Below are 20,451 nucleotides of genomic sequence, written 5' to 3' on the forward strand. Positions count from 1 at the left end.
CCCGCCCGTTGTTGGGCGGGGTCATCGTGTACACACATTTCATATCTGATACACCAATGACGATAGGAGTCCTGATGACACGGCAACGACGAGTCCTTCTAAAACTTTCTGGTGAAGCTTTTGGTGGAGGATCCATCGGTCTTGACCCAACAGTGGTTCGTAATATTGCTGAGCAAATTGCGGAAGCTGTTCGGCAAGGAATACAGGTAGCAATTGTCGTTGGTGGTGGAAACTTTTTCCGCGGAGCGGAATTATCACGTTCGGGACTTGACCGTTCCCGTGCAGACTACATGGGTATGCTCGGCACAGTGATGAATGCGTTGGCATTGCAAGATTTCATTGAGCAAGCCGGTGTTCCTGCGCGCGTACAAAGCGCAATAGCTATGCAACAGGTAGCGGAACCCTACATTCCTTTACGTGCCATTCGTCATATGGAAAAAGGCCGTGTAGTCATTTTTGGTGCCGGTGCAGGTATGCCATATTTCTCAACCGACACTGTTTCGGCTCAGCGTGCTCTTGAAACGCACTGTGATGAGCTACTTGCAGCGAAAAATGGTGTCGATGGCGTATATGATTCTGATCCGCGTCTTAACCCACATGCTCGCCGCCTAGACTTCCTCACCTACACAGATGCGCTCTCGCAGGGATTGAAAGTTGTCGATGCTGCAGCATTTGCTCTATGCCAAGAAAACGGTCTGACCATGCGCGTTTTTGGAATGTCTCAGCCCGGCAACGTCACAAAGGCCCTTCAAGGTGGAAGAATCGGTACGCTTGTATCAACACATGACGAACAAACTAAGGAGTCGAAGTGATCGACGATATTCTTCTTGAAGCCGAAGAAAAAATGGATCGTGCCGTTGAAGTAGCACGAGCAGATTTCGGTAACATTCGTACTGGTCGAGCAAATAGCGGAATGTTTGAGCAACTATTGGTCGAATACTACGGTGCTCCAACCCCTATGCAGCAACTCGCTTCATTCCAAATCCCAGAAGCTCGTACAGTCTTGATCTCTCCATTTGACCGTTCAGCAACACAGGAAATCATTAAAACCCTGCGTGAATCAGATCTTGGTGTGAATCCTACAGATGATGGTCATGTGATTCGTGTAGTTTTGCCGGCGCTTACCGAAGAACGCCGCAAAGAATATGTGAAACAAGCAAAAAATAAAGCAGAAGATGCTCGCGTATCTGTACGCGCAGTACGCCGTAAAGCAAAAGAAGCACTCGACCGTCTGAAAAAAGATGGCGAAGCCGGTGAAGATGAAGTTGATCGTGCAGAAAAGTCACTGGAAAATCTGACAAAATCTCATGTCGATCTTATTGACACTCTTTTAGTGACCAAAGAGAGCGAACTTCTGACTATCTGATGCCAGACATACAATACACGCGCGTTTTACGGGGTATTTTTTCTGCAATACCCTCGCATAATCATGCCGCATTAAAAGCGACAGGACGAGCAGGTAGGAACTTGCCGGCAGCCGTCATGACAGCGACACTGCTTGTTGTGCTCGTGACGGCTTCACTTGCATTCTATTTTGAATTCTTTGTCGCTTTTATCATGCTGCTCTGCTGGGCAGGAATATGGGAATTAGGCGGTGCCTACGCGCGTGTAGGGATTCACATGTCCTTATTGCCGCTATACGTCGGATCAGCAGGAATGCTGATCTGCGCGTGGACTTTGGGAGCGGAAGCACTTCTAGCTGCTCTTTTCTTGACAATATTCGCATCTGTCCTGTGGCGTGTACTTGACCGTTGGGACGACGGAAAATTACGTGACATATGTGCCTCTGCTTTTACAGCCGTATATGTTCCATTTCTCGCGTCATTTATCGTTTTACTTTTACGGGAACATCATGCCGCTTGGGTAGTGGGACTACAGATCCTCCTTGTTGCTTTAAGTGACACAGGAGGGTGGGCAACCGGAATCCTTATTGGCCGTCATCCGATGGCCCCTCGCTTATCGCCCAAAAAATCTTGGGAAGGATTCGCAGGTTCTCTACTTGCATGTACTGTTGGTGCTGTTGTTTGCTTTTCATTTGTGAATATTCACTGGGCGTGGGGTTTCATCGTGGGGCCCATAATGGCTTTTAGTGCCACAATAGGTGACCTCATCGAATCATTAATCAAACGCGAAGTCGGTTTGAAAGATATGTCGCAAATCCTACCCGGACATGGAGGAGTCCTCGATCGCGCGGATTCTATTTTGTTAACGGCACCGGTTCTGCATGTCCTCCTACTGATTGCAGAAGGAGGGCACGTATGATGTCCAAAGTGGCTCCGACAAAACGACGCGAAGTACGGCCAACAGATCAGCCTCCTGAAGGAGCTACGCATCCGGATGCGCGACCGCTTTTATCTTTTACTGCGAAAAAGCGAGGAAAAGCTCCGCTCCACCTAGCAGATTGCGATGCGCAGGCACGCCGAGAATTACTTCAACAAGCCGGACTTCCTGCGTTCCGTGCCGACCAATTATCACGGCATTACTTTGATCATTTTCTGGCTGACGCACAGCAAATGACTGACATACCCGCTCACGCACGCTCAATTATTGAAGAAAAAATACTGCCCCGCCTTGTTGAACAAGTGACGGTGCTACGTGCCGATGCAGGTATGACATTAAAACATCTGTGGAAACTTTACGATGGTGCCACTGTTGAATCTGTGTTGATGGGTTATGGAGATCGGACGACTCTGTGTGTTTCTTCGCAGGCTGGATGCGGTATGGCCTGTCCTTTCTGCGCAACCGGTCAAATGGGGCTTACCCGTAACTTATCAACAGCAGAAATAGTTGACCAAGTGCGTTTAGCTCATCGTGCATGTGCTGACGGGGATCTTGCATGCGGACCCACCCGACTCACAAATGTGGTTTTTATGGGGATGGGAGAACCGCTAGCAAATTACAAAGCAGTGATCGCAGCGATTCATCGTTTAATTGACCCATCTCCGCAAGGATTTGGTATGTCGGCACGCGGTATTACCGTGTCAACTGTGGGACTGGTTCCAGCGATTCATAAATTGGCGGCAGAAGGCATTCCCGTTACTTTAGCGGTATCCCTTCATGCTCCAGATGATGATTTACGTGATGACCTTATTCCTATCAATTCTCGCTGGAAAGTGACAGAACTCCTTGATGCTGCGCGTCATTATTTCTTGTCAACAGGTCGTCGTGTTTCAATCGAATACGCTTTAATTAAGGATATGAATGACCAGCCTCGACGCGCTCAGCTTCTTGCTGATGAACTGAATAAACGCGGTAAAGGATGGGTACACGTTAATCCGATTCCGTTAAATCCGACACCGGGATCCATTTGGACTGCATCGACACGTCGTGCTCAGGATGAATTCGTCCGTATCTTGCGCGACAATGGAATATCAACAACGATCCGTGACACCCGTGGTTCAGATATTGATGGCGCATGTGGCCAATTAGCTACAGCCGTCAAAGAAGGACGACGTGCAAGTGTGAAAGTGACGAATCAGGAGGACTCATGAGCACCACATTTCCGCGCGTTAGTTTTTTCCGTCAGGGTTATGACCCTTCGGGTGTCGATGAATTCTTTGAGGACGCTAAGCGTGCTTATGAAGGTGGGGTTCCTTCAGAACAGTTCAGCGCAGAACAAGTACGTCGCGCTACTTTCAATGTGCGCCGTCGCGGCTACGATATGTCCGCGGTGGATGAAGCTCTTAATCGTTTAGAAGCTGCTTTTATTCACCGTGATCGCATGGATCATGTGGCCGTCAATGGTGAGACAGCGTGGTTTGAAAAAATTGCGGAACGTGCCACCACGCTGTATCCGCGTTTACGTCGTCCACGTGGAGAACGTTTTGCTCGACCACAAAACGGACGCGGCTACGATGCTGAAGCTGTTGATGACCTACTTGATCGTTTAGCAAACTATTTTGACGATCAAGATGAAGTCACTGTTGACGATATTCGTCAAGCTGTTTTCCCTTCAGTTCGAGCAAAGAAAGCCTATGCGGAAGGACCCGTTGATGCCTACCTTGGCCGTGCGGTAGAAATTCTTTTAGCCGTTGACTGATCTGATAAGTAGCAGAATATGCGTGATATAGTCCTCCTCGGATCTACAGGTTCTATAGGAACTCAAGCACTAGATATTGTGGCAAGAAATCCAGAGGAATTTCGATTACGCGGTCTTGCTGCTGGTGGCGCGCACCTTGAGCTATTGGCTCGTCAGGTATGCGATTTTTGTGTGGAAGTTGTGGCCGTAGCAACGTACTGTGCGCATGAGTTACGTGCAATTATTGAGGAAAAACGGCAGGATTTTTCACAAAGCGTACCCATGCCCACAATCCTTGAAGGACCCGATGCTGCAACGGAACTAGCAGGGATGTTCCCAGATTCCGTTGTACTCAACGGCATCACCGGCGGCGTGGGTTTAGGTCCTACACTGGCTGCCTTACAAGCAGGAGCTACTCTTGCTCTTGCAAACAAAGAATCTTTGGTAGTAGGTGGGCCTCTTGTACGTGCAGCTTTACAACGGCCAGGCCAAATTGTTCCTGTTGACTCTGAACATTCAGCTATTGCCCAAGCCCTCAGGTCAGGTATTCACGAGAAAGGCCTTACCTCACCACGTATCACAGGACGTTCTGAGGTCGCGGAACTTGTATTAACAGCTTCAGGAGGCCCATTCCGAGGACGTTTACGTGATGAATTACGTCATGTCACACCTGCCCAAGCGCTGGATCACCCCACATGGAATATGGGACCGGTGGTGACGATTAACTCGTCGACCCTAGTCAATAAAGGCCTTGAACTTATTGAAGCGCATCTCTTATTCGACGTTCCTGCTGAACATATTCAGACAGTTATTCACCCGCAGTCAATTGTTCATTCAATGGTGACCTGGAATGATGGGGCAACTATTGTTCAAGCTTCACCACCGGATATGCATTTACCTATTGCACTTGGAATGACGTGGCCACAACGTTTGAAAGAGGTTGAAATTCCTATTCGTTGGGATGCAAAGCAGAGCTGGAATTTTGAGCCGGTCGATCATCAAACTTTCCCGGCCATCCAGTTAGCACGTTACGCAGTCAGTGCATCTGCGACACATCCGGCCGTGTATAACGCGGCAAATGAGGTTTTTGTTGAGGCTTTCCTGCGGGGTTCTTTACCTTATCTGGCAATTGTTGATTTGTTGGGTACAGTACTGGAAGCCTACGAGGGTGTACAAGACCCCGATATTGACGATGTGATGGAAGCACAGCGTTGGGCGGTCTCATATGCCCAACAACAAGCCTCACACTATGCTTAATCATCAAAACACTACGTAATGCCAATATAAAAGCGTGAAGTGTTTTCTGATGAAATCACACTATATTCACACTTTTCTATCAGTCGCTGTATAGGTGACTGTAGTAACGAAAGGAGGCGGGCGTATGGCTTCTGTATGGGGAGTACTTTTCATCATTGCAGGACTGGTTATTTCCGTCGCGTTGCATGAACTTGGACATATGCTTTTTGCTCGCCTTTTCGGTGTGCCTGTCCCTGAATTTGCTGTAGGTTTCGGGCCAAAGATTTTTTCGCGTCGATGGCGTGGAACAACGTACTCATTACGAGCGATACCTTTAGGTGGTTTCGTCCGTATTCCGGGGATGTTTCCACCGGCACCTGCGAGGACACGCCTGACTAATCGCCGTGGAGAACCTACTCTTGCTGAACAAGCACGGGCAGAAAGCGCAGCGAGTCTGCCTGCAGGTCAAGAAAACCACGCTTTTTACCTTCTGAGTGCACCGCGTAAAATTCTCGTGATGTTTGCCGGCCCATTAATGAACCTGCTGATCTGTATTGTTTTAACCGCTATAGCAATGTGCGGAATTGGATATCAGGCACCGACAACAACCGTGGCACAGGTACTTCCAACAGTATCGACTGCGCGCGGTGAAATGACAGGTCCTGCCGCTGCTTCAGGTCTGGTAGAAGGGGACGTTATTGAAGCGATCAATGGCGCTACCATTAACGAATGGAGCGAAGTACAACAAGCAATTGCGCAGGCTCCAACTCGCACTGTTGATTTAACAGTTAAACGTGCGAATCAGCATATACGTGTGACGCTGACACCTGAAACTTCTGAATCAGGTCAAGGAATTGCCGGTATCGTGGCAGGAACAGCGTACCGCTCAGCTTCGCTTGCTCAACTATGGCAGATGAATACGACAATGGCTCAAGGAACTGTTGCTTTGATTATTCGCCTGCCTCAGGCAGTGTGGAAAGTCGCTGTTTCTGTTGTGACGGATGCTCCTCGTGATTCTCAAGGACTGATATCCGTTGTTGGTGTGGGACGTATTGCCGCAGAAGTAACAGGGGAGAGCACAGCATTAGGAGTACGTGATATCCGCCAAAGCCTTTCAGTGTTACTTATGCTATTGGCTTCACTGAATATGGCTTTATGTATTTTCAATGTGCTGCCTTTACCTCCATTGGATGGTGGTCATATCATGGGTGCTCTATATGAGGGTATGCGCCGACGTATCGTTTTATGGAGGGGCGGTGCTGATCCTGGCCCTGCTGATACTGCGCGGTTAATGCCGCTGACCTATGTGGTAGGTGCTTCTTTACTTGTGATGACAGTTATTCTTGTACTTGCAGATATTATTAAACCAATTTCTGTGACCTAATAATGTAACTGAGCTTCACGCGCCTGACACTGAAGCAGCACCGGTATGCACGTGATGAAAAATGCCTTCTGATCTCAACATGTCACTGTGAGCCGTTCACTCAGGTAAATGGGGGATAAGAGCTGAGCGAATGTGATGTCCTGAAAATAATTGTTTCCTGTTGAGCTAATGATGAAACAGTCAGTCATAATAATGAGGTGACTGAAATTTCCCTCGGCATGCCCTCAATGCAGACGCAACCATTTCCTCGACGGAAAACTCGACAAATTATGGTCGGTGATATTCCCGTAGGCGGGGGAGCGCCAGTCAGTGTCCAATCAATGACAACGACAAAAACGCATGACATTGGTGCTACTTTGCAACAAATTGCTGAACTGACTGCTGCCGGTTGCGACATTGTACGTGTGGCCTGTCCTACAGACAAAGATGCTGAGGCTTTACCGATTATTGTGCGGCAGTCACGGATTCCAGTCATTGCTGATATCCATTTCAATCCAAAATATGTTTTTGCTGCGATTGAGGCAGGATGTGGAGCTGTACGTGTAAACCCGGGTAATATTCGCAAATTTGACGATCAAGTTGCTGAAATTTGCGCAGCTGCCCGCGATCATGGAACTTCTTTACGTATTGGTGTCAATGCAGGTTCATTACATCCAGATTTGTTGAAAAAATATGGACGCGCCACACCGGAAGCATTAGTTGAATCTGCTGTGTGGGAAGCCTCGTTATTTGAAGAAAATGACTTTCATGACTTTAAGATTTCTGTGAAACACCATGACGTGCTCACAATGATTGAAGCGTATCGTCAGCTTTCCGAGCAGGGGGACTGGCCCTTGCATTTAGGAGTGACTGAGGCTGGTCCCGCATTCCAGGGAACAATCAAGTCAGTGTCCGCTTTTTCGATACTTTTGGCTGAGGGTATTGGGGATACTATTCGTGTTTCTTTATCGGCTCCGCCTGTTGAAGAAGTGAAAGTGGGATGTAAACTCCTTGAATTTATGGGGTTACGTGACCGCACTTTAGAGATCGTGTCTTGCCCCTCTTGTGGGCGAGCACAAGTGGATGTGTGGACTTTGGCGGATAATGTCACAGAGGGCTTAAAAGACCTGACTGTGCCTTTGCGTGTAGCGGTGATGGGTTGCGTGGTGAACGGGCCAGGTGAAGCACGTGAAGCTGATCTGGGTGTTGCTTCCGGTAATGGTAAGGGACAGATTTTCATTCAAGGCGAGGTTGTTGAAACTGTTCCTGAAGATCAGATTGTGGAAACCCTCATTCGACACGCGAATATTTTGGCAGAAAAACTTGGCCTTAACGAAGGTGATGGTCAGGTGGAAGTCCTACCGGTTACCCGGTGAACATCGTACAGAAAGCAGTTCATTATGCGTAAACTTCGTTTCCTCCTTACAGGTGCCGCACTAGGTGCGGTGTTTATACGGATGACAGGTTTCCCTGCGCGTATTGGTCTGACACAAAGTCAAGCAGCCGTGTCATTACCAGGTGACTTGCTTTCTCCTTCAGCAGATGTTGTCGTTGATCGCGCTGTCCTCATACATGCATCACCTGAACGAGTATGGGAAGTGATTGATGCAGCTTTCCATGCAGAGGAAAAGGATGTTCTGGTGAAAGAACCGTGTGATTGCATGGTTTTACGCGCAGCTTATCCTACGCAAGAACCTGATTCGCCTGTACAGGGGACATGTGCTCTTGTGCTTTTACCTGAAGCGAATGGGACAACACGTGTGCATATGCGTGAGCGTCATACATCCTCACCAGAAATGTCTGCACGTAAAATTCGCGCTCTCTTAGCTTTGGAGTCTCCTGTTGCTTTGCGCATGTTGTATGACATTAAACATGTAGCAGAAATGAACTAATACATCCATCCGTGGAGTGAATAATTATTTCTTTTCTAGAGGGCGACTGAGCGTAGGCTGCTGTCAAGTGGCGGTGTCACGTTCGTTTGTTCACAGATATCCACATGTGCTCTGAAACGGAGCGATACAGCGTGGCAGGAGTTGAACCTTTGGTCTGCTTGTTTCAGATGGACTTCTCAAAGCAGTCGTAACTGTGTAGAAGATGAGTTCTTGAGCTGATTTTTGATGTGATACGTGCCGTTTATTTGTTCGACAGGTGAGGCTCAGTTGTACGTGCATGGGGGAAGTGAACTACTCTTAAGAGCGTGCTAAAAACGCTTTCTTCATATTTCTTACGTACTTTACGTGAAGACCCTGCCGATGCTGAGGTAGCATCCCATAAACTGCTGATTCGTGCTGGCTACATTCGTCGCACAGCGCCAGGTATTTATACGTGGCTTCCTTTGGGTTTACGTGTTTTACGTAATGTCGAGCAAGTAATTCGTGAAGAAATGGATCGTATAGGCGGTCAGGAAGTACATTTTCCGGCACTTTTACCGGCTGACCCGTATAAAGCAACACATCGGTGGGAAGAATACGGACCCACTCTTTTCACCTTGCATGATCGTAAGGGAGGAGATTACCTTTTAGCTCCTACCCATGAGGAAATGTTCACTTTGCTGGTGAAAGATATGTTTTCCTCATATAAGGATCTGCCTTCGACCTTGTATCAGATCCAGACAAAGTACAGGGATGAAGCACGTCCCCGTGCGGGTCTGATTCGTGGGCGTGAATTTGTCATGAAAGACGCTTACAGTTTTGATCTAGCCGCCGAAGGGCTTGAAGCATCCTATATGGCTCAACGTGGGGCCTATGAACGTATTTTCCGTCGCCTTGGTTTGGAATACGTCATTGTTTCTGCGATGTCGGGTGCTATGGGAGGTTCCCATTCTGAGGAGTTCTTACATCCAAGTCCTATTGGTGAAGATACTTTTGTGCGTTCTGCTGGGGGATATGCGGCAAATGCTGAAGCGGTAACAACGCCTGTTCCAGATGCTGTTCCTTTTGAAGGCATTGCTCCTGCTCAAATATTTGATACGCCAGATTCACCGACTATTGATGCTTTGGTTGATTTGGCTAATCGTCTGCACCCGCGTGAAGATCGTGCGTGGAATGCTGCTGACACCTTGAAAAATGTCGTTGTGACTTTGACGCATCCTGATGGTGAAAAAGAACTTTTAGTTGTGGGAATCCCTGGGGATCGAGACGTCGATATGAAGCGCTTAGAAGCTTCAGTTGCGCCCGCTGAAGTTGCTATGGCAAGTCCTGAAGATCTTGCAACGCACCCTGAACTTGTGCCTGGATATATTGGTCCTTCAGTTATTGGTCCGAATTCGCCAGCACGTGTGGTCGATGATGAAGGAAATATTTCCGGTTCAGTGCGTTACCTCCTTGATCCGCGAATTGTTGAGGGCACAACGTGGATTACTGGCGCAAATGCTGTGGACCAGCATGTGTTCTGGTTGACGAAGGGCCGTGATTTTGAGGCTGATGGCACCATTGAAGCTGCAGAGGTTCGTGAAGGCGATCCTGCACCAGATGGCTCAGGCCCGCTGCACTTAGCTCGTGGTATTGAGGTGGGACATATTTTCGCCTTAGGGGATAAGTATGCAAAGGCTTTGGGGCTGACTGTTTTAGATGAAAACGGTAAGTCGCAGGTGGTCACAATGGGGTCTTATGGTATCGGTGTTTCACGTGTCGTGGCAGCGTTAGCTGAGGCTTATCACGATGATCGTGGTCTTTCGTGGCCGGTTAATGTGGCACCTTTCCATGTTCATGTGCTGGCTACAGGTAAAGGCGATGAGCTTTTTGCTGCGGCTACTCACCTGTCAGAACTATTGGAAGAACGTGGTCTTGATGTTCTGTACGACGATCGTCGCAAAGTGAGCGCGGGTGTGAAATTTGCTGATGCGGAGCTTATTGGTCTGCCAATTGCGGTTGTTGTGGGTCGTGGTCTTGCTGACGGTAAAGTGGAAATTCGTGTGCGGACAACAGGGGAGCGTATAGAGGTTCCTGTAGAAGAAGCTTGTGATGCTGTTGAGAAGCTGTATCACGACTTGCAGGAAAAGGAGTGATCCTACGTGGCTATCCGTGATATCCGTATTATTGGTGATCCTATTCTTCGGACGCCCTGTGAACCTATTACTGATATTGATGCGCGTGTCAAAGCGTTGGTTGAGGACCTTCTTGAAGGTGTTGACTTGGATGGACGCGCAGGGTTAGCAGCTAATCAGATTGGCGTGGGGCTACGGGCCTTCTCGTGGAATATTGACGGCGAAATCGGGTACGTTCTGAATCCGACATTGGTGGCTTTATCTGAGGATGAGTACCAAGATGGTGACGAGGGGTGCCTATCGGTTCCGGAGCTGTGGTATCCGACTCGGCGCGCCTGGTATGCGCGTGTTGAGGGGATTGACCTTGATGGCAAACCTGTCATTGTTGAAGGTGAGGAGTTAATGGCTCGCTGTTTGCAGCATGAAACCGATCATCTTGACGGCATGATTTATATTGATCGTTTAGATCGTGCAACACGTAAGAAAGCTTTACGTGATATACGAGAAAAAGCTTTCTGAGTTTTCTGCGTGTCGCATCCAGTGCTGTAAAGCGTGTTGAGTCTAATACGCACGTGTTGCTTGTGCGTGTTGCGCAAAATGAGGTAGGTAAGGCTGATTAGGGTCGCGTGTAGTGTTTTCCGCGTGTCCCTTGGCTTTTCTTGTCGCAAACACCGATAATGAAGTAACACTGTGAGCATTTATGCGCTTATACATGACAAAAGAACAGATGATCGAGGGCGTAGGGGAAGACGATCCTCAACATACTGGGAGGTCATGATGAGAGGAATCTACACCCGCGGTGTACTTTTTGTGCATTCAACACCGGCGGCTTTGTGCCCTCATATTGAATGGGCGGCTGGCACGGCGTTAGGGCAAGAGCTGCACCTGCAATGGACACCGCAGGATGCTGCACCTTCAATGCTGCGCACAGAATATCCGTGGGTGGGACCTGTTGGATCAGGTGTTCGTCTCGCTTCCGCTTTGCGCGGCTGGGAACATGTGCGCTACGAAGTGACCGAAGAACCCACAGCAACAACTGACGGAGGCCGTTGGGCGCATACGCCTTCGCTAGGGATTTTTCATTCACAGGTGGATAGTGTAGGAAATGTCGTGATACCGGAAGACCGTGTACGCGCTGCAATAGAATCTTCCTCATCATATGAAGAACTACGTGAACGTCTTGACCTTGCATTAGGGCAAGCATGGGATGATGAACTGGAGCCATTCCGCTATGCCGGTGCCGGTGTTGCCGTCAGATGGCTCAACCAAGTTGGCTAAAATGCCATCCCACCATGAGAAAGTGCTGCACCGATTATGGGAACAATTGCTGAACTTATAGGGTATCAACTTGCCGTCGAATCTTTAGCAGATGAAAATACGCCTCCATCTGACACCGCAGCAAAGAAAAATTCTGATGATTCTGATGATTCTTCACCCACTGATTTAACAGAAACGGAACAGACCGCCGCTTTGCTTTCGCCTATCCAGCAAGCACAAGAAATAGCAATGACAGCGCTTCTGGCTGAAACAGGTATTGAAGCACAGGATATGCGCGCAGACCTCACTTTACGTGGGGACCTTGATCTTGATGTGATTGGTTTATATGCGGTTATTTCGGCTATTGAACATGAGTGCCGAATATCTTTTACTGATCTGGAAATACATAAATGGCACACGGTAGAGGATTTCCTTCAAGCTGTAACTGAGCATGTGTCATGAACCTGATATTTTCCTCGCTTTTCTTTACCTTATTCGTAAAATTTGCATTAATTATTCGGATTCGCTTCCACACGGGCATGTAAACCTCTAATATTTATGTAGGACTTAAGGCATAACTCCTATGGAAGGACAGCACATGGACGTGCGCATTGAACAAGACCTTTTAGGTACACGTGAAGTTCCTGCAGAAGCATACTGGGGGATCCATACACTCCGTGCCATAGAGAATTACAGAATTTCAGGACGAAGCATCTCAGAAGTCCCCGAGATGGTTCGCGCAATCGTACAGGTGAAAAAAGCTTCAGCACTGGCAAATAAAGAGCTCCGCGTTATGGAATCCGCTGTTGCTGACGCTATTGTGGCCGCATGTGATTCCATCCTTGATGAAGGACGTTGCATGGATCAATTTCCTGTTGACCAATTTCAAGGTGGCGCAGGAACAAGCGTCAATATGAACGCAAATGAAGTAATTGCGAACCTCGCCCTCGAACTCATGGGGAAATCTAAAGGCGAATACGCCCTGATTCATCCCAACGATGACGTTAATCGCTCTCAATCAACAAATGATGCCTACCCCACAGCATTTCGTATTGCCCTCCATCGTGAAGTAAAGCATCTGCGACAAGCCCTCAGTGAACTTGCTGACGCATTTGCTGCGAAAGGCCAAGAATTCGCTGATGTCCTCACTATGGGACGTACCCAGCTTCAAGATGCAGTCCCTATGACTTTAGGGCAAGAGATGATGGCTTTTGCTGTTACCTTACGTGAAGAAGATGATCGGCTAGTAAATAATTCTGATCTGCTGTTGGAAATCAACCTTGGGGCAACAGCAATTGGAACGGGAGTAAACACGCCTCCCGGTTACCAAAAATCAGCGGTACGTCATCTGCGCTCTATTACTCAATTGCCTGTTAAAGGAGCTGCTCACCTTATTGAAGCAACCTCAGATACAGGCGCCTATGTCTCTATGCATGCAACTATTAAACGCACAGCTGTGAAACTATCAAAGATCTGTAATGATTTACGTCTCTTGGCTTCAGGACCGCGTGCTGGACTGAATGAGATTAACCTTCCTGAAATGGCTGCGGGTTCCTCGATTATGCCCGCCAAAGTGAACCCCGTGATTCCTGAAGTTGTGAACCAAGTGTGTTTTGAAGTTATGGGGAATGATCAAACTGTCACTATGGCTGCTGAAGCTGGGCAACTACAGCTGAATGTGATGGAACCTGTGATTGCACAGTCTTTATTCAGCTCATTGTCTTTACTGGTAAATGCATGTCGTACTTTGCGCACACGTTGCGTCGAAGGCATAACAGCGAATACGGATGTGTGCTTGGGGTATGTGACCGGTTCGATTGGTGTGGTCACCTACTTTAACGATGTGATCGGGCACCACATGGGTGATATCGTAGGTCGCCGCGCTGCGGCAGAAGGACGCACAGTACGTGAAGTAATTCTTGAGATGGGATTGCTCAGTGAAACTGAAGTTGATCAGATTTTATCTCCAGAAAACTTGGCACATCCTTCTTTTAGAGGCCGAGTGCTGGCACCAGAAAGCGAAAGCGAAGAATAAAAATCTGGCGATTATAGGCAACTGATAGTGCAGCAATGATAAAAGTCAATCACTTCGTCAAAGCCACACGATAATTCTCATAGAAATTCACCGCGTGTCTGATAAGGAATAAACAGATGCGCGGTGAAATGTTTTATGTAGGCGGCTCAGTCGTATAGATATATCCGGCTGCATGATTGTGTGTGAGGGCCTAGAAAAGCTGCGTTGTCTGAAGTCAGTGAGATACCATCTCTACCGTGTGAAAGGAGCCTTCAGTGGCGAAACTATACTTCCGTTATGGGGCAATGAACTCCGGTAAAACAACAGCGCTTTTGCAAGCAGCTCATAATTATGAGGAACGCGGCCAAAATGTCCTTTTGGTTAAACCGGATGTTGATACAAAAGGTGGACGCAGTATTGTTTCACGCTTAGGTGTGGCGCGTAACGTGGATATCCTTGTTCCCGCTGAGGCTGATCTTATGCGTGTTATCACAGAGACACTGTCGCAGGCTCAGAAACCGATTGCCTGCGTTTTAGTTGATGAAGCGCAGTTTTTAACGCCTGCTCAAGTTGATGACTTAATGGTTATTGCTGTTCAAATGGGGATTCCTGTTTTGGCTTATGGCATACGTACCGATTTTCGGACGCTTTCTTTTCCGGGTGCTCGTCGTTTACTTGAAATTGCGCACTCTTTGGAAGAACTAAAAACTATCTGTAGGTGTGGGCGTAAAGCCATGTTCAATGGTCGCCAAGCTGATGGTCACTTTGTTTTTGATGGTGAACAGGTCGCTATTGATGGAGTGGAAGTAACATATGAGTCTTTGTGCCCCTCATGCTATTTGAAAGCGGGTGGAATTTTACCTTTTCGTGCAGAAAAGGCATAGCTATCAATGTGCTGGGCCTGGCTTGTCCTGTGGCCCTTGTTCTATGGTCGTGGATGCAGGGGAAGTAAGTGGATAATGACCGTGATTGCGTGGAACATACCTGAAATTGTCGAGAAACCTGAGTTAAGCGTATAAAAAGAGTGCCCCCGCACATACGCGAGGGCACTCTGAGGATGAATTTCAGTGGTGTTCAGGTTCCGTTGCTGGAATATTCAGCAGGTCATATCGGTCAATTGCCTGCTGCAAAACTGAACGATCAAGGCGACCTTCTTCCACGAGGGCTTGGAGGGTGCGTAACACAATTGATTCAGGATCAATGTGGAAATGGCGACGAGCTGCGCGACGTGTATCAGATAAACCGAAGCCGTCAGCACCGAGTACATGGTAGCGGCCTGGCACCCACTGGCGGATAATATCGGGAAGTATGCGATCGTAGTCAGTGGAAGCGATGAAAGGACCTTCTGCGCCGCCCAAACGGGTCGTGATAAATGGGACTCGTGCTTCTTCTTGCGGATGCAGGAAGTTATATTCATCGGCTTCCAAAGCGTCACGACGAAGTTCAGTCCATGAAGTCACGGACCATACAGCCGCATCTACACCCCATTCTTCGGCGAGCATGCGCTTGGCTTCACATACCCACGGCAAGGAAATACCAGAACCCATTAGCTGAACTTTCAGCCCTGTGCCGTTATGGTCTGCAACTTTGTAAATACCTTTCAGCAGGCCTTCACGGTCTAGGTTTTCTGGTTCAGCAGGCTGATGAATAGGCTCGTTGTACACGGTCAGGTAGTACAGCACATCAGGATTACGGCCATCTTCGGGGCCGTACATGCGTTGTAAACCATCCCAGATGATGTGTTTGATTTCGTAGGCGTAAGCCGGATCGTAAGCGACAAAACCGTGGTTTGTTGCGGCGAGGATTGGGGAGTGCCCATCCAAGTGTTGTAACCCTTCACCGGTGAGGGTGGTTTTGCCTGCGGTAGCACCAATGACGAAACCGCGTGCCAGTTGGTCAGCAGCAGCCCAGAACTGGTCACCTGTGCGTTGGAAACCAAACATGGAATAGAAAATGTAGAACGGCACCATCGGTAGGTTATGAGTGGTGTACGCCGTGCCGACAGCTTGGAAAGCTGCCGCAGAACCGGCCTCCGTAATGCCTGTATGTAGGACTTGTCCCTGTTCAGATTCCTTATAGGACAACATCATGTCAGCATCAACGGCCGTGTAATTTTGCCCATGCGTATTGAAAATCTTGGCTGAAGGGAAGATAGCATCCAAGCCGAAAGTACGTGCCTCGTCAGGAATAATCGGCACGATGTAGCGTCCCACATTCTTGTCTTTAATGAGGTCTTTCATCAAACGGACAAGAGCCATTGTTGTCGCAACTTCGAGCTGACCTGATCCCTTTGATAAAGAATCGAAAGGACGTGCCGGAAGCTCTGGGAGTTGAGGATTACGGTCTGTGCGACGTTCAGGAACCCAACCACCAAGTTTTTCACGTCGTTCTTTCATGTAGAGCAGTGCTGGATGATCTGCTGGTGGCATGTAGTACGGCGGTTTGTACGGATCTGCTTCGAGTTGTTCATCTGTAATAGGAATTTGCAGACGATCACGTAGCAGTTTCGCATCCTCAAGGGTGAGTTTCTTCATTTGGTGAGTTGAGTTACGGCCTGCGAAGTTAGAGCCGAGTGCATACCCCTTAATTGTGTGGGCGAGGATGACTGTAGGTTGCCCAGTGTGTTCGACTGCTGATTTATAAGCTGCATACACCTTACGGTAGTCATGGCCACCACGTTGCAAAGCCCAAATCTGGTCATCTGTCCAGTTTTCAACCATTGCTTTCGTTCGGGGATCGCGTCCAAAGAAATGCTCGCGGATATAAGCACCGTCATTTGCTTTGAAAGTCTGATAATCGCCATCAAGCGTGTCATTCATGAGGTGAACAAGGGCATCGTCTTTATCAGTGGCTAAGAGCTGATCCCAACCGCGACCCCATACAACTTTAATGACATTCCAACCGGCACCTTTGAAGAACGCTTCAAGTTCTTGAATGATTTTGCCATTTCCGCGTACCGGTCCGTCTAAACGCTGCAAATTACAGTTGACAACGAATGTGAGGTTATCTAATCCCTGCTGGGCTGCTAATTGCAGGAGGCCACGTGATTCAGGCTCATCCATTTCGCCGTCGCCAATGAAAGCCCATGTGCGTTGCTGTGAAGTGTCCTTTAATCCACGCAAATGCAAGTAACGGTCAAACCATGCTTGGTAGATCGCGGCAGCAGGACCAAGACCTAATGAAACGGTTGGGAATTCCCAGAATTCAGGAAGCTGACGAGGGTGCGGGTATGAGGGTAATCCATGAGGTGTTGATACTTGCTGACGGAAGCCGTCCATTTCTTCCTCAGTGAGGCGGCCTTCGAGGAATGCGCGTGCATACGGACCAGGGGAGGCGTGCCCTTGGAAGAATACGTGGTCACCACCGCCAGGATGATCTTTTCCGCGGAAGAAATGGTTTAACCCAACTTCGTACAGAGTGGACACTGAAGCGTAAGAGGAAATATGTCCACCTACTTTTACGCCAGGACGTTGTGCTCGGGTGACTTGAACCGCAGCATTCCAACGAATCCAACGACGATACTGGCGTTCCATTGCCTCATCACCAGGGAAATAGGGTTCATCCTGAACAGGGATTGTATTGACGTAGGCAGTGGTGTAATTCTGTGGAAGTTGGACTCCTGCTCGCCGTGCTTCATCCAGCATGTGAATAAGGATGTAGCGGGCGCGGGGGCCACCTTTTTCTTCAATGAGTCCAGCTAGAGATTCCACCCACTCGGCGGTTTCAGCGGGATCATTGTCAGGGACCTGGCTGAGCAGGCCATTAACTACAGGGTGCATATCGCTCGCTGAGCTCATGGTTCCTCAATTCCTCAGTAAAAGGAGTGCGCAGTTCACACTCCCTTGTGAATACCTACGTCTATTGTCCCCTTTTACGACGAGATTTGCGACCCTGTGAAGGACCTCTGGCCCATGAGAAAAACCTCATTCTTGTAACACTCTGGTCAATATTGTGGGCAATGAGGCAAAGAGGGGGCGAATGTGTTTTACGATATCCATGTGGTATCTGCAAGAATACATGTGACGTATTCGTCGGAAGGTGGTCGGTTAAAGTGACCGTAAGTTTAGGTTTCACTACTGGCCAAATCGTTCAAGAATTTTATGTTGACGATGACTCTGACGAAACATTGCGCGAAGCAGTTGAAAAGAGCACAGGCGAAAAGCTTGTTGACGATGAATACGGTGACGTCGTTGATGGCGCAATTGTCTGGTGGCGTTCAGATGATGCTGAAGAAGAAGATTTGGCTGATCTTCTGGTAGATGCGATGTCGAATCTCGACGATGGCGGTCTGATTTGGGTACTCATTCCTAAACCAGGACGTCCTGGCGCTGTTCCGGTTGCTGATGTGGAAGAAGCAGCGAAAGTTGCTGGCCTGCATACAACGTCAGCCGCGTCGGTGGGGCCTGAATGGGCTGGAATTCGTTTAACTGCTCGTTCGCGTAATCGCTGAGGCAAAGATACGCGGTATAGGCGGTAATAAGATTGTGCTTCCGAATGCCCGTATATCTTTGAGATAGTCTTGTGTACATGATACGAGGCTCATAGAAGGGGATCAGGGCAAGCTGTGCTTTGTGTACATGCAGCTTCTTTGATAGGGACTTCTTTTCTTCAGCTTGTAGCGCTTTCAATTCTTAGTGAAAGATTGTGATTTATTCGGCATATTGCACCTAAGGAAAGTGCTGGAATTCCATTCACAGGATTTTTCCATTACAATAGTTCGGTGCCTTCTTGAGGGCATCGTTGGGGCCTGTAGCTCAGTTGGTCAGAGCGCTGCGTTTACACCGCAGAAGTCATCGGTTCGAACCCGGTCAGGCCCACCATGCATTCTGGTATATAACTTATCAACCGTGCAGACACTAATGACTGCTTACGGTACGTACGCGAAACACTGCAAACGGAGCTATGCCCCTGTGGAAATAAAATGTCACGCGGCCTAGGCAACACATATGTATGTCACCCAGACCGCGTTATACGGCGCACTGCTCTGCACTTAACACATGCGGAAAACCTTAATCCATCTTTGCCGCAGTATCTGCAGATTCAGATGCGGGAGAAGGAATAATCTTCTCACCTGCAACAAGGCGTCCAGAAGAACCTGTTCCCAGATTTTCTAAGGCTAAACGGCCAACCATTTGCTGATTTGTCACAGTGCGTTCCGTGCGGGCACCAGAGGCAAAACTAATAAACCAATGAAGGAGGGTGCCTACTTGCGCCTTGAAACCAACGATATACAGCAAGTGCAGGAAACACCATGCTAACCATGCGGGAAAACCTTTTAAGCTCATTTTCCCCACTCGTACCACAGCTTTGAAACGAGCAATTGTCGCCATTGAGCCTTTGTCGCGGTAGGTAAAAACGGTTTTCTTTGGTGAAATTCCACGTAGACGAGCCTGAATAATATCTGTCACAAAACGTGCAGACTGGATGGCGCCTTGTGCAACCCCAGGGACACCGGGGACAGACATCATGTCGCCGACAACAAAAATTTCTGGATGATTTTTTATTGTGAGGTCTTTTTCAACAATGACACGTCCCGAACGATCAAGCTCAACACCTGTGTGCTCATGGAGGACCTGCCCCAAAGGAGAGGCCTGAACACCTGCTGCCCATACTTTACATATGCTGTTGATTGTTTCCGTATTGCCTTCACGGTCTTTCAATGTGACGCTATCTGCTGTTATGTCGGTGACGAAACAATTCATGCGCATTTCTACGCCAAGGCGATCAAGGGCTTGCCGGGTTACTTCGGACAAATTATCGCCAAAGACAGGAAGGGGACCGGAGGCTCCATCAACGAGGATGACGCGAGCCAAAGTGGGGTCAATATGACGAAATTCTCCGCGTAGTGTTTTCGAGGCAAGCTCACGGATTTGCCCAGCCATTTCCACACCAGTGGGACCAGCACCAACGACAACGAAAGTGAGGAGTTTTTTAATGATTTCTGGGTCAGATTCGATTTCTGCACTTTCAAAAGCACCGAAAATACGAGCACGTAGTTCGAGTGCATCATCAATAGTTTTCATTCCAGGAGCAAAAACAGCAAAATGCTCATTTCCAAAGTAGGACTGGCCTGCTCCGGCGGCAACAATCAACGTGTCATATGGGGTTTGGTCGGCGCGATTATGGTTACGCCAGTGAACAATTTGATTATCGGTGTCGATGTCTTCGACCAGAGCTTGTTTGATATGCACATTTTTCTGGCGGCGTAAGACTTCGCGTGTAGTTGGTGCGATATCGCCCTCAGATAGAATCCCAGTAGCTACTTGGTATAGTAATGGTTGGAATAAGTGATGGCTTGTGCGAGCGAGAATGGTGATATGGGCATTGGCTGTGCGCAGCCTGCGTGCTGCCATTAAGCCGGCAAAGCCTGAACCAATAATAACGATACGATGGGTACTCATACTCTCTCCTGTAATTACGACACAGGTATGTTACTAAAATAAGGGCTATCTTCATAGAACAGAGAATGTGAATCATCTAATCCTTTATTTTCCCAGTGGCTCAAGGACACAAAAATACGGATATTCGCTACCACTAGCTACCCTTGAGCGTGGGTACTTTCACTCAAACCACCATGT

18 protein-coding genes and 1 tRNA gene are annotated in these 20,451 nt (G+C 48.4%); 17 read left to right on the forward strand and 2 right to left on the reverse strand.

Going from position 1 to position 20,451, the window contains the following annotated elements:
* The first annotated feature begins 74 nt into the window (after positions 1–74).
* The 15 genes from pyrH (at position 75) to LRP54_RS02590 (ending at position 14,757) form a co-directional block, all read left to right on the forward strand.
* Positions 75–812 (forward strand): UMP kinase, encoded by a 738-nt coding sequence (gene pyrH / locus LRP54_RS02520; RefSeq protein ID WP_231204856.1) that lies wholly within the window; start codon positions 75–77, stop codon positions 810–812.
* Positions 809–1,366, forward strand: a complete 558-nt coding sequence (gene frr / locus LRP54_RS02525) for a ribosome recycling factor (protein WP_231204858.1) — start codon at positions 809–811, stop codon at positions 1,364–1,366. The genes pyrH and frr overlap by 4 nt, the downstream gene beginning before the upstream one ends.
* A complete protein-coding gene (locus tag LRP54_RS02530) occupies positions 1,366–2,262 on the forward strand; it encodes a phosphatidate cytidylyltransferase (protein ID WP_231234837.1) in 897 nt (298 codons plus the stop codon). Before frr ends, LRP54_RS02530 begins: the two co-directional genes overlap by 1 nt.
* The gene (gene rlmN, locus LRP54_RS02535) at positions 2,259–3,491 is read left to right on the forward strand and encodes a 23S rRNA (adenine(2503)-C(2))-methyltransferase RlmN (RefSeq protein WP_231234838.1); all 1,233 of its coding nucleotides are present in this window, start codon (positions 2,259–2,261) and stop codon (positions 3,489–3,491) included. Before LRP54_RS02530 ends, rlmN begins: the two co-directional genes overlap by 4 nt.
* Complete coding sequence (locus tag LRP54_RS02540; RefSeq protein WP_231204866.1) at positions 3,488–4,039, forward strand: DivIVA domain-containing protein; 552 nt, start codon at positions 3,488–3,490, stop codon at positions 4,037–4,039. The genes rlmN and LRP54_RS02540 overlap by 4 nt, the downstream gene beginning before the upstream one ends.
* A gap of 18 nt (positions 4,040–4,057) precedes the next feature.
* Positions 4,058–5,275, forward strand: a complete 1,218-nt coding sequence (gene dxr / locus LRP54_RS02545) for a 1-deoxy-D-xylulose-5-phosphate reductoisomerase (protein ID WP_231234839.1) — start codon at positions 4,058–4,060, stop codon at positions 5,273–5,275.
* 124 nt (positions 5,276–5,399) lie between these two features.
* Positions 5,400–6,638: a M50 family metallopeptidase gene (locus LRP54_RS02550; protein WP_231234840.1), complete on the forward strand. Its 1,239-nt coding sequence runs from the start codon at positions 5,400–5,402 to the stop codon at positions 6,636–6,638.
* A gap of 218 nt (positions 6,639–6,856) precedes the next feature.
* Positions 6,857–7,993, forward strand: coding sequence for a flavodoxin-dependent (E)-4-hydroxy-3-methylbut-2-enyl-diphosphate synthase (gene ispG, locus LRP54_RS02555; protein WP_231234881.1), 1,137 nt, complete (start codon positions 6,857–6,859; stop codon positions 7,991–7,993).
* 24 nt (positions 7,994–8,017) lie between these two features.
* On the forward strand, positions 8,018–8,509 hold the full coding sequence (locus LRP54_RS02560) for a hypothetical protein (protein ID WP_231234841.1): 492 nt from the start codon (positions 8,018–8,020) through the stop codon (positions 8,507–8,509).
* Positions 8,510–8,814: 305 nt separating this feature from the next.
* Positions 8,815–10,623 carry a proline--tRNA ligase gene (locus tag LRP54_RS02565; protein WP_231234842.1) on the forward strand — a complete coding sequence of 603 codons (1,809 nt, stop codon included), beginning with the start codon at positions 8,815–8,817 and terminating at the stop codon, positions 10,621–10,623.
* A gap of 6 nt (positions 10,624–10,629) precedes the next feature.
* A complete protein-coding gene (def, locus tag LRP54_RS02570; protein WP_231204877.1) occupies positions 10,630–11,121 on the forward strand; it encodes a peptide deformylase in 492 nt (163 codons plus the stop codon).
* Positions 11,122–11,379: 258 nt separating this feature from the next.
* Entirely contained in the window at positions 11,380–11,880 is a 501-nt protein-coding gene (locus LRP54_RS02575) for a DUF3145 domain-containing protein (protein WP_231234882.1), read from the forward strand.
* A gap of 36 nt (positions 11,881–11,916) precedes the next feature.
* Complete coding sequence (locus LRP54_RS02580) at positions 11,917–12,321, forward strand: acyl carrier protein (RefSeq protein WP_231234843.1); 405 nt, start codon at positions 11,917–11,919, stop codon at positions 12,319–12,321.
* Between the two features lie 136 nt (positions 12,322–12,457).
* Positions 12,458–13,894 (forward strand): aspartate ammonia-lyase, encoded by a 1,437-nt coding sequence (gene aspA, locus LRP54_RS02585; protein ID WP_231234844.1) that lies wholly within the window; start codon positions 12,458–12,460, stop codon positions 13,892–13,894.
* A gap of 254 nt (positions 13,895–14,148) precedes the next feature.
* Positions 14,149–14,757 (forward strand): thymidine kinase, encoded by a 609-nt coding sequence (locus LRP54_RS02590; RefSeq protein ID WP_231234845.1) that lies wholly within the window; start codon positions 14,149–14,151, stop codon positions 14,755–14,757.
* 180 nt (positions 14,758–14,937) lie between these two features.
* On the opposite strand, the gene aceE is transcribed toward LRP54_RS02590, so the two are convergent.
* The gene (gene aceE, locus LRP54_RS02595) at positions 14,938–17,670 is read right to left on the reverse strand and encodes a pyruvate dehydrogenase (acetyl-transferring), homodimeric type (protein WP_231234846.1); all 2,733 of its coding nucleotides are present in this window, start codon (positions 17,668–17,670) and stop codon (positions 14,938–14,940) included.
* Positions 17,671–17,924: 254 nt separating this feature from the next.
* Here aceE and LRP54_RS02600 point away from each other — a divergent pair, with 254 nt between their 5' ends.
* Together LRP54_RS02600 and LRP54_RS02605 are read left to right on the forward strand one after the other, a co-directional pair.
* A complete protein-coding gene (locus tag LRP54_RS02600; RefSeq protein WP_231204888.1) occupies positions 17,925–18,323 on the forward strand; it encodes a DUF3052 domain-containing protein in 399 nt (132 codons plus the stop codon).
* A gap of 293 nt (positions 18,324–18,616) precedes the next feature.
* Positions 18,617–18,693 (forward strand) — tRNA-Val (locus tag LRP54_RS02605).
* Between the two features lie 189 nt (positions 18,694–18,882).
* Here LRP54_RS02605 and LRP54_RS02610 read toward each other — a convergent pair.
* Positions 18,883–20,274, reverse strand: coding sequence for an NAD(P)/FAD-dependent oxidoreductase (locus tag LRP54_RS02610; RefSeq protein ID WP_231234847.1), 1,392 nt, complete (start codon positions 20,272–20,274; stop codon positions 18,883–18,885).
* Positions 20,275–20,451: the final 177 nt, after the last annotated feature.

Source organism: Schaalia sp. lx-100, assembly GCF_021083625.1.
Classification (GTDB): domain Bacteria; phylum Actinomycetota; class Actinomycetes; order Actinomycetales; family Actinomycetaceae; genus Pauljensenia.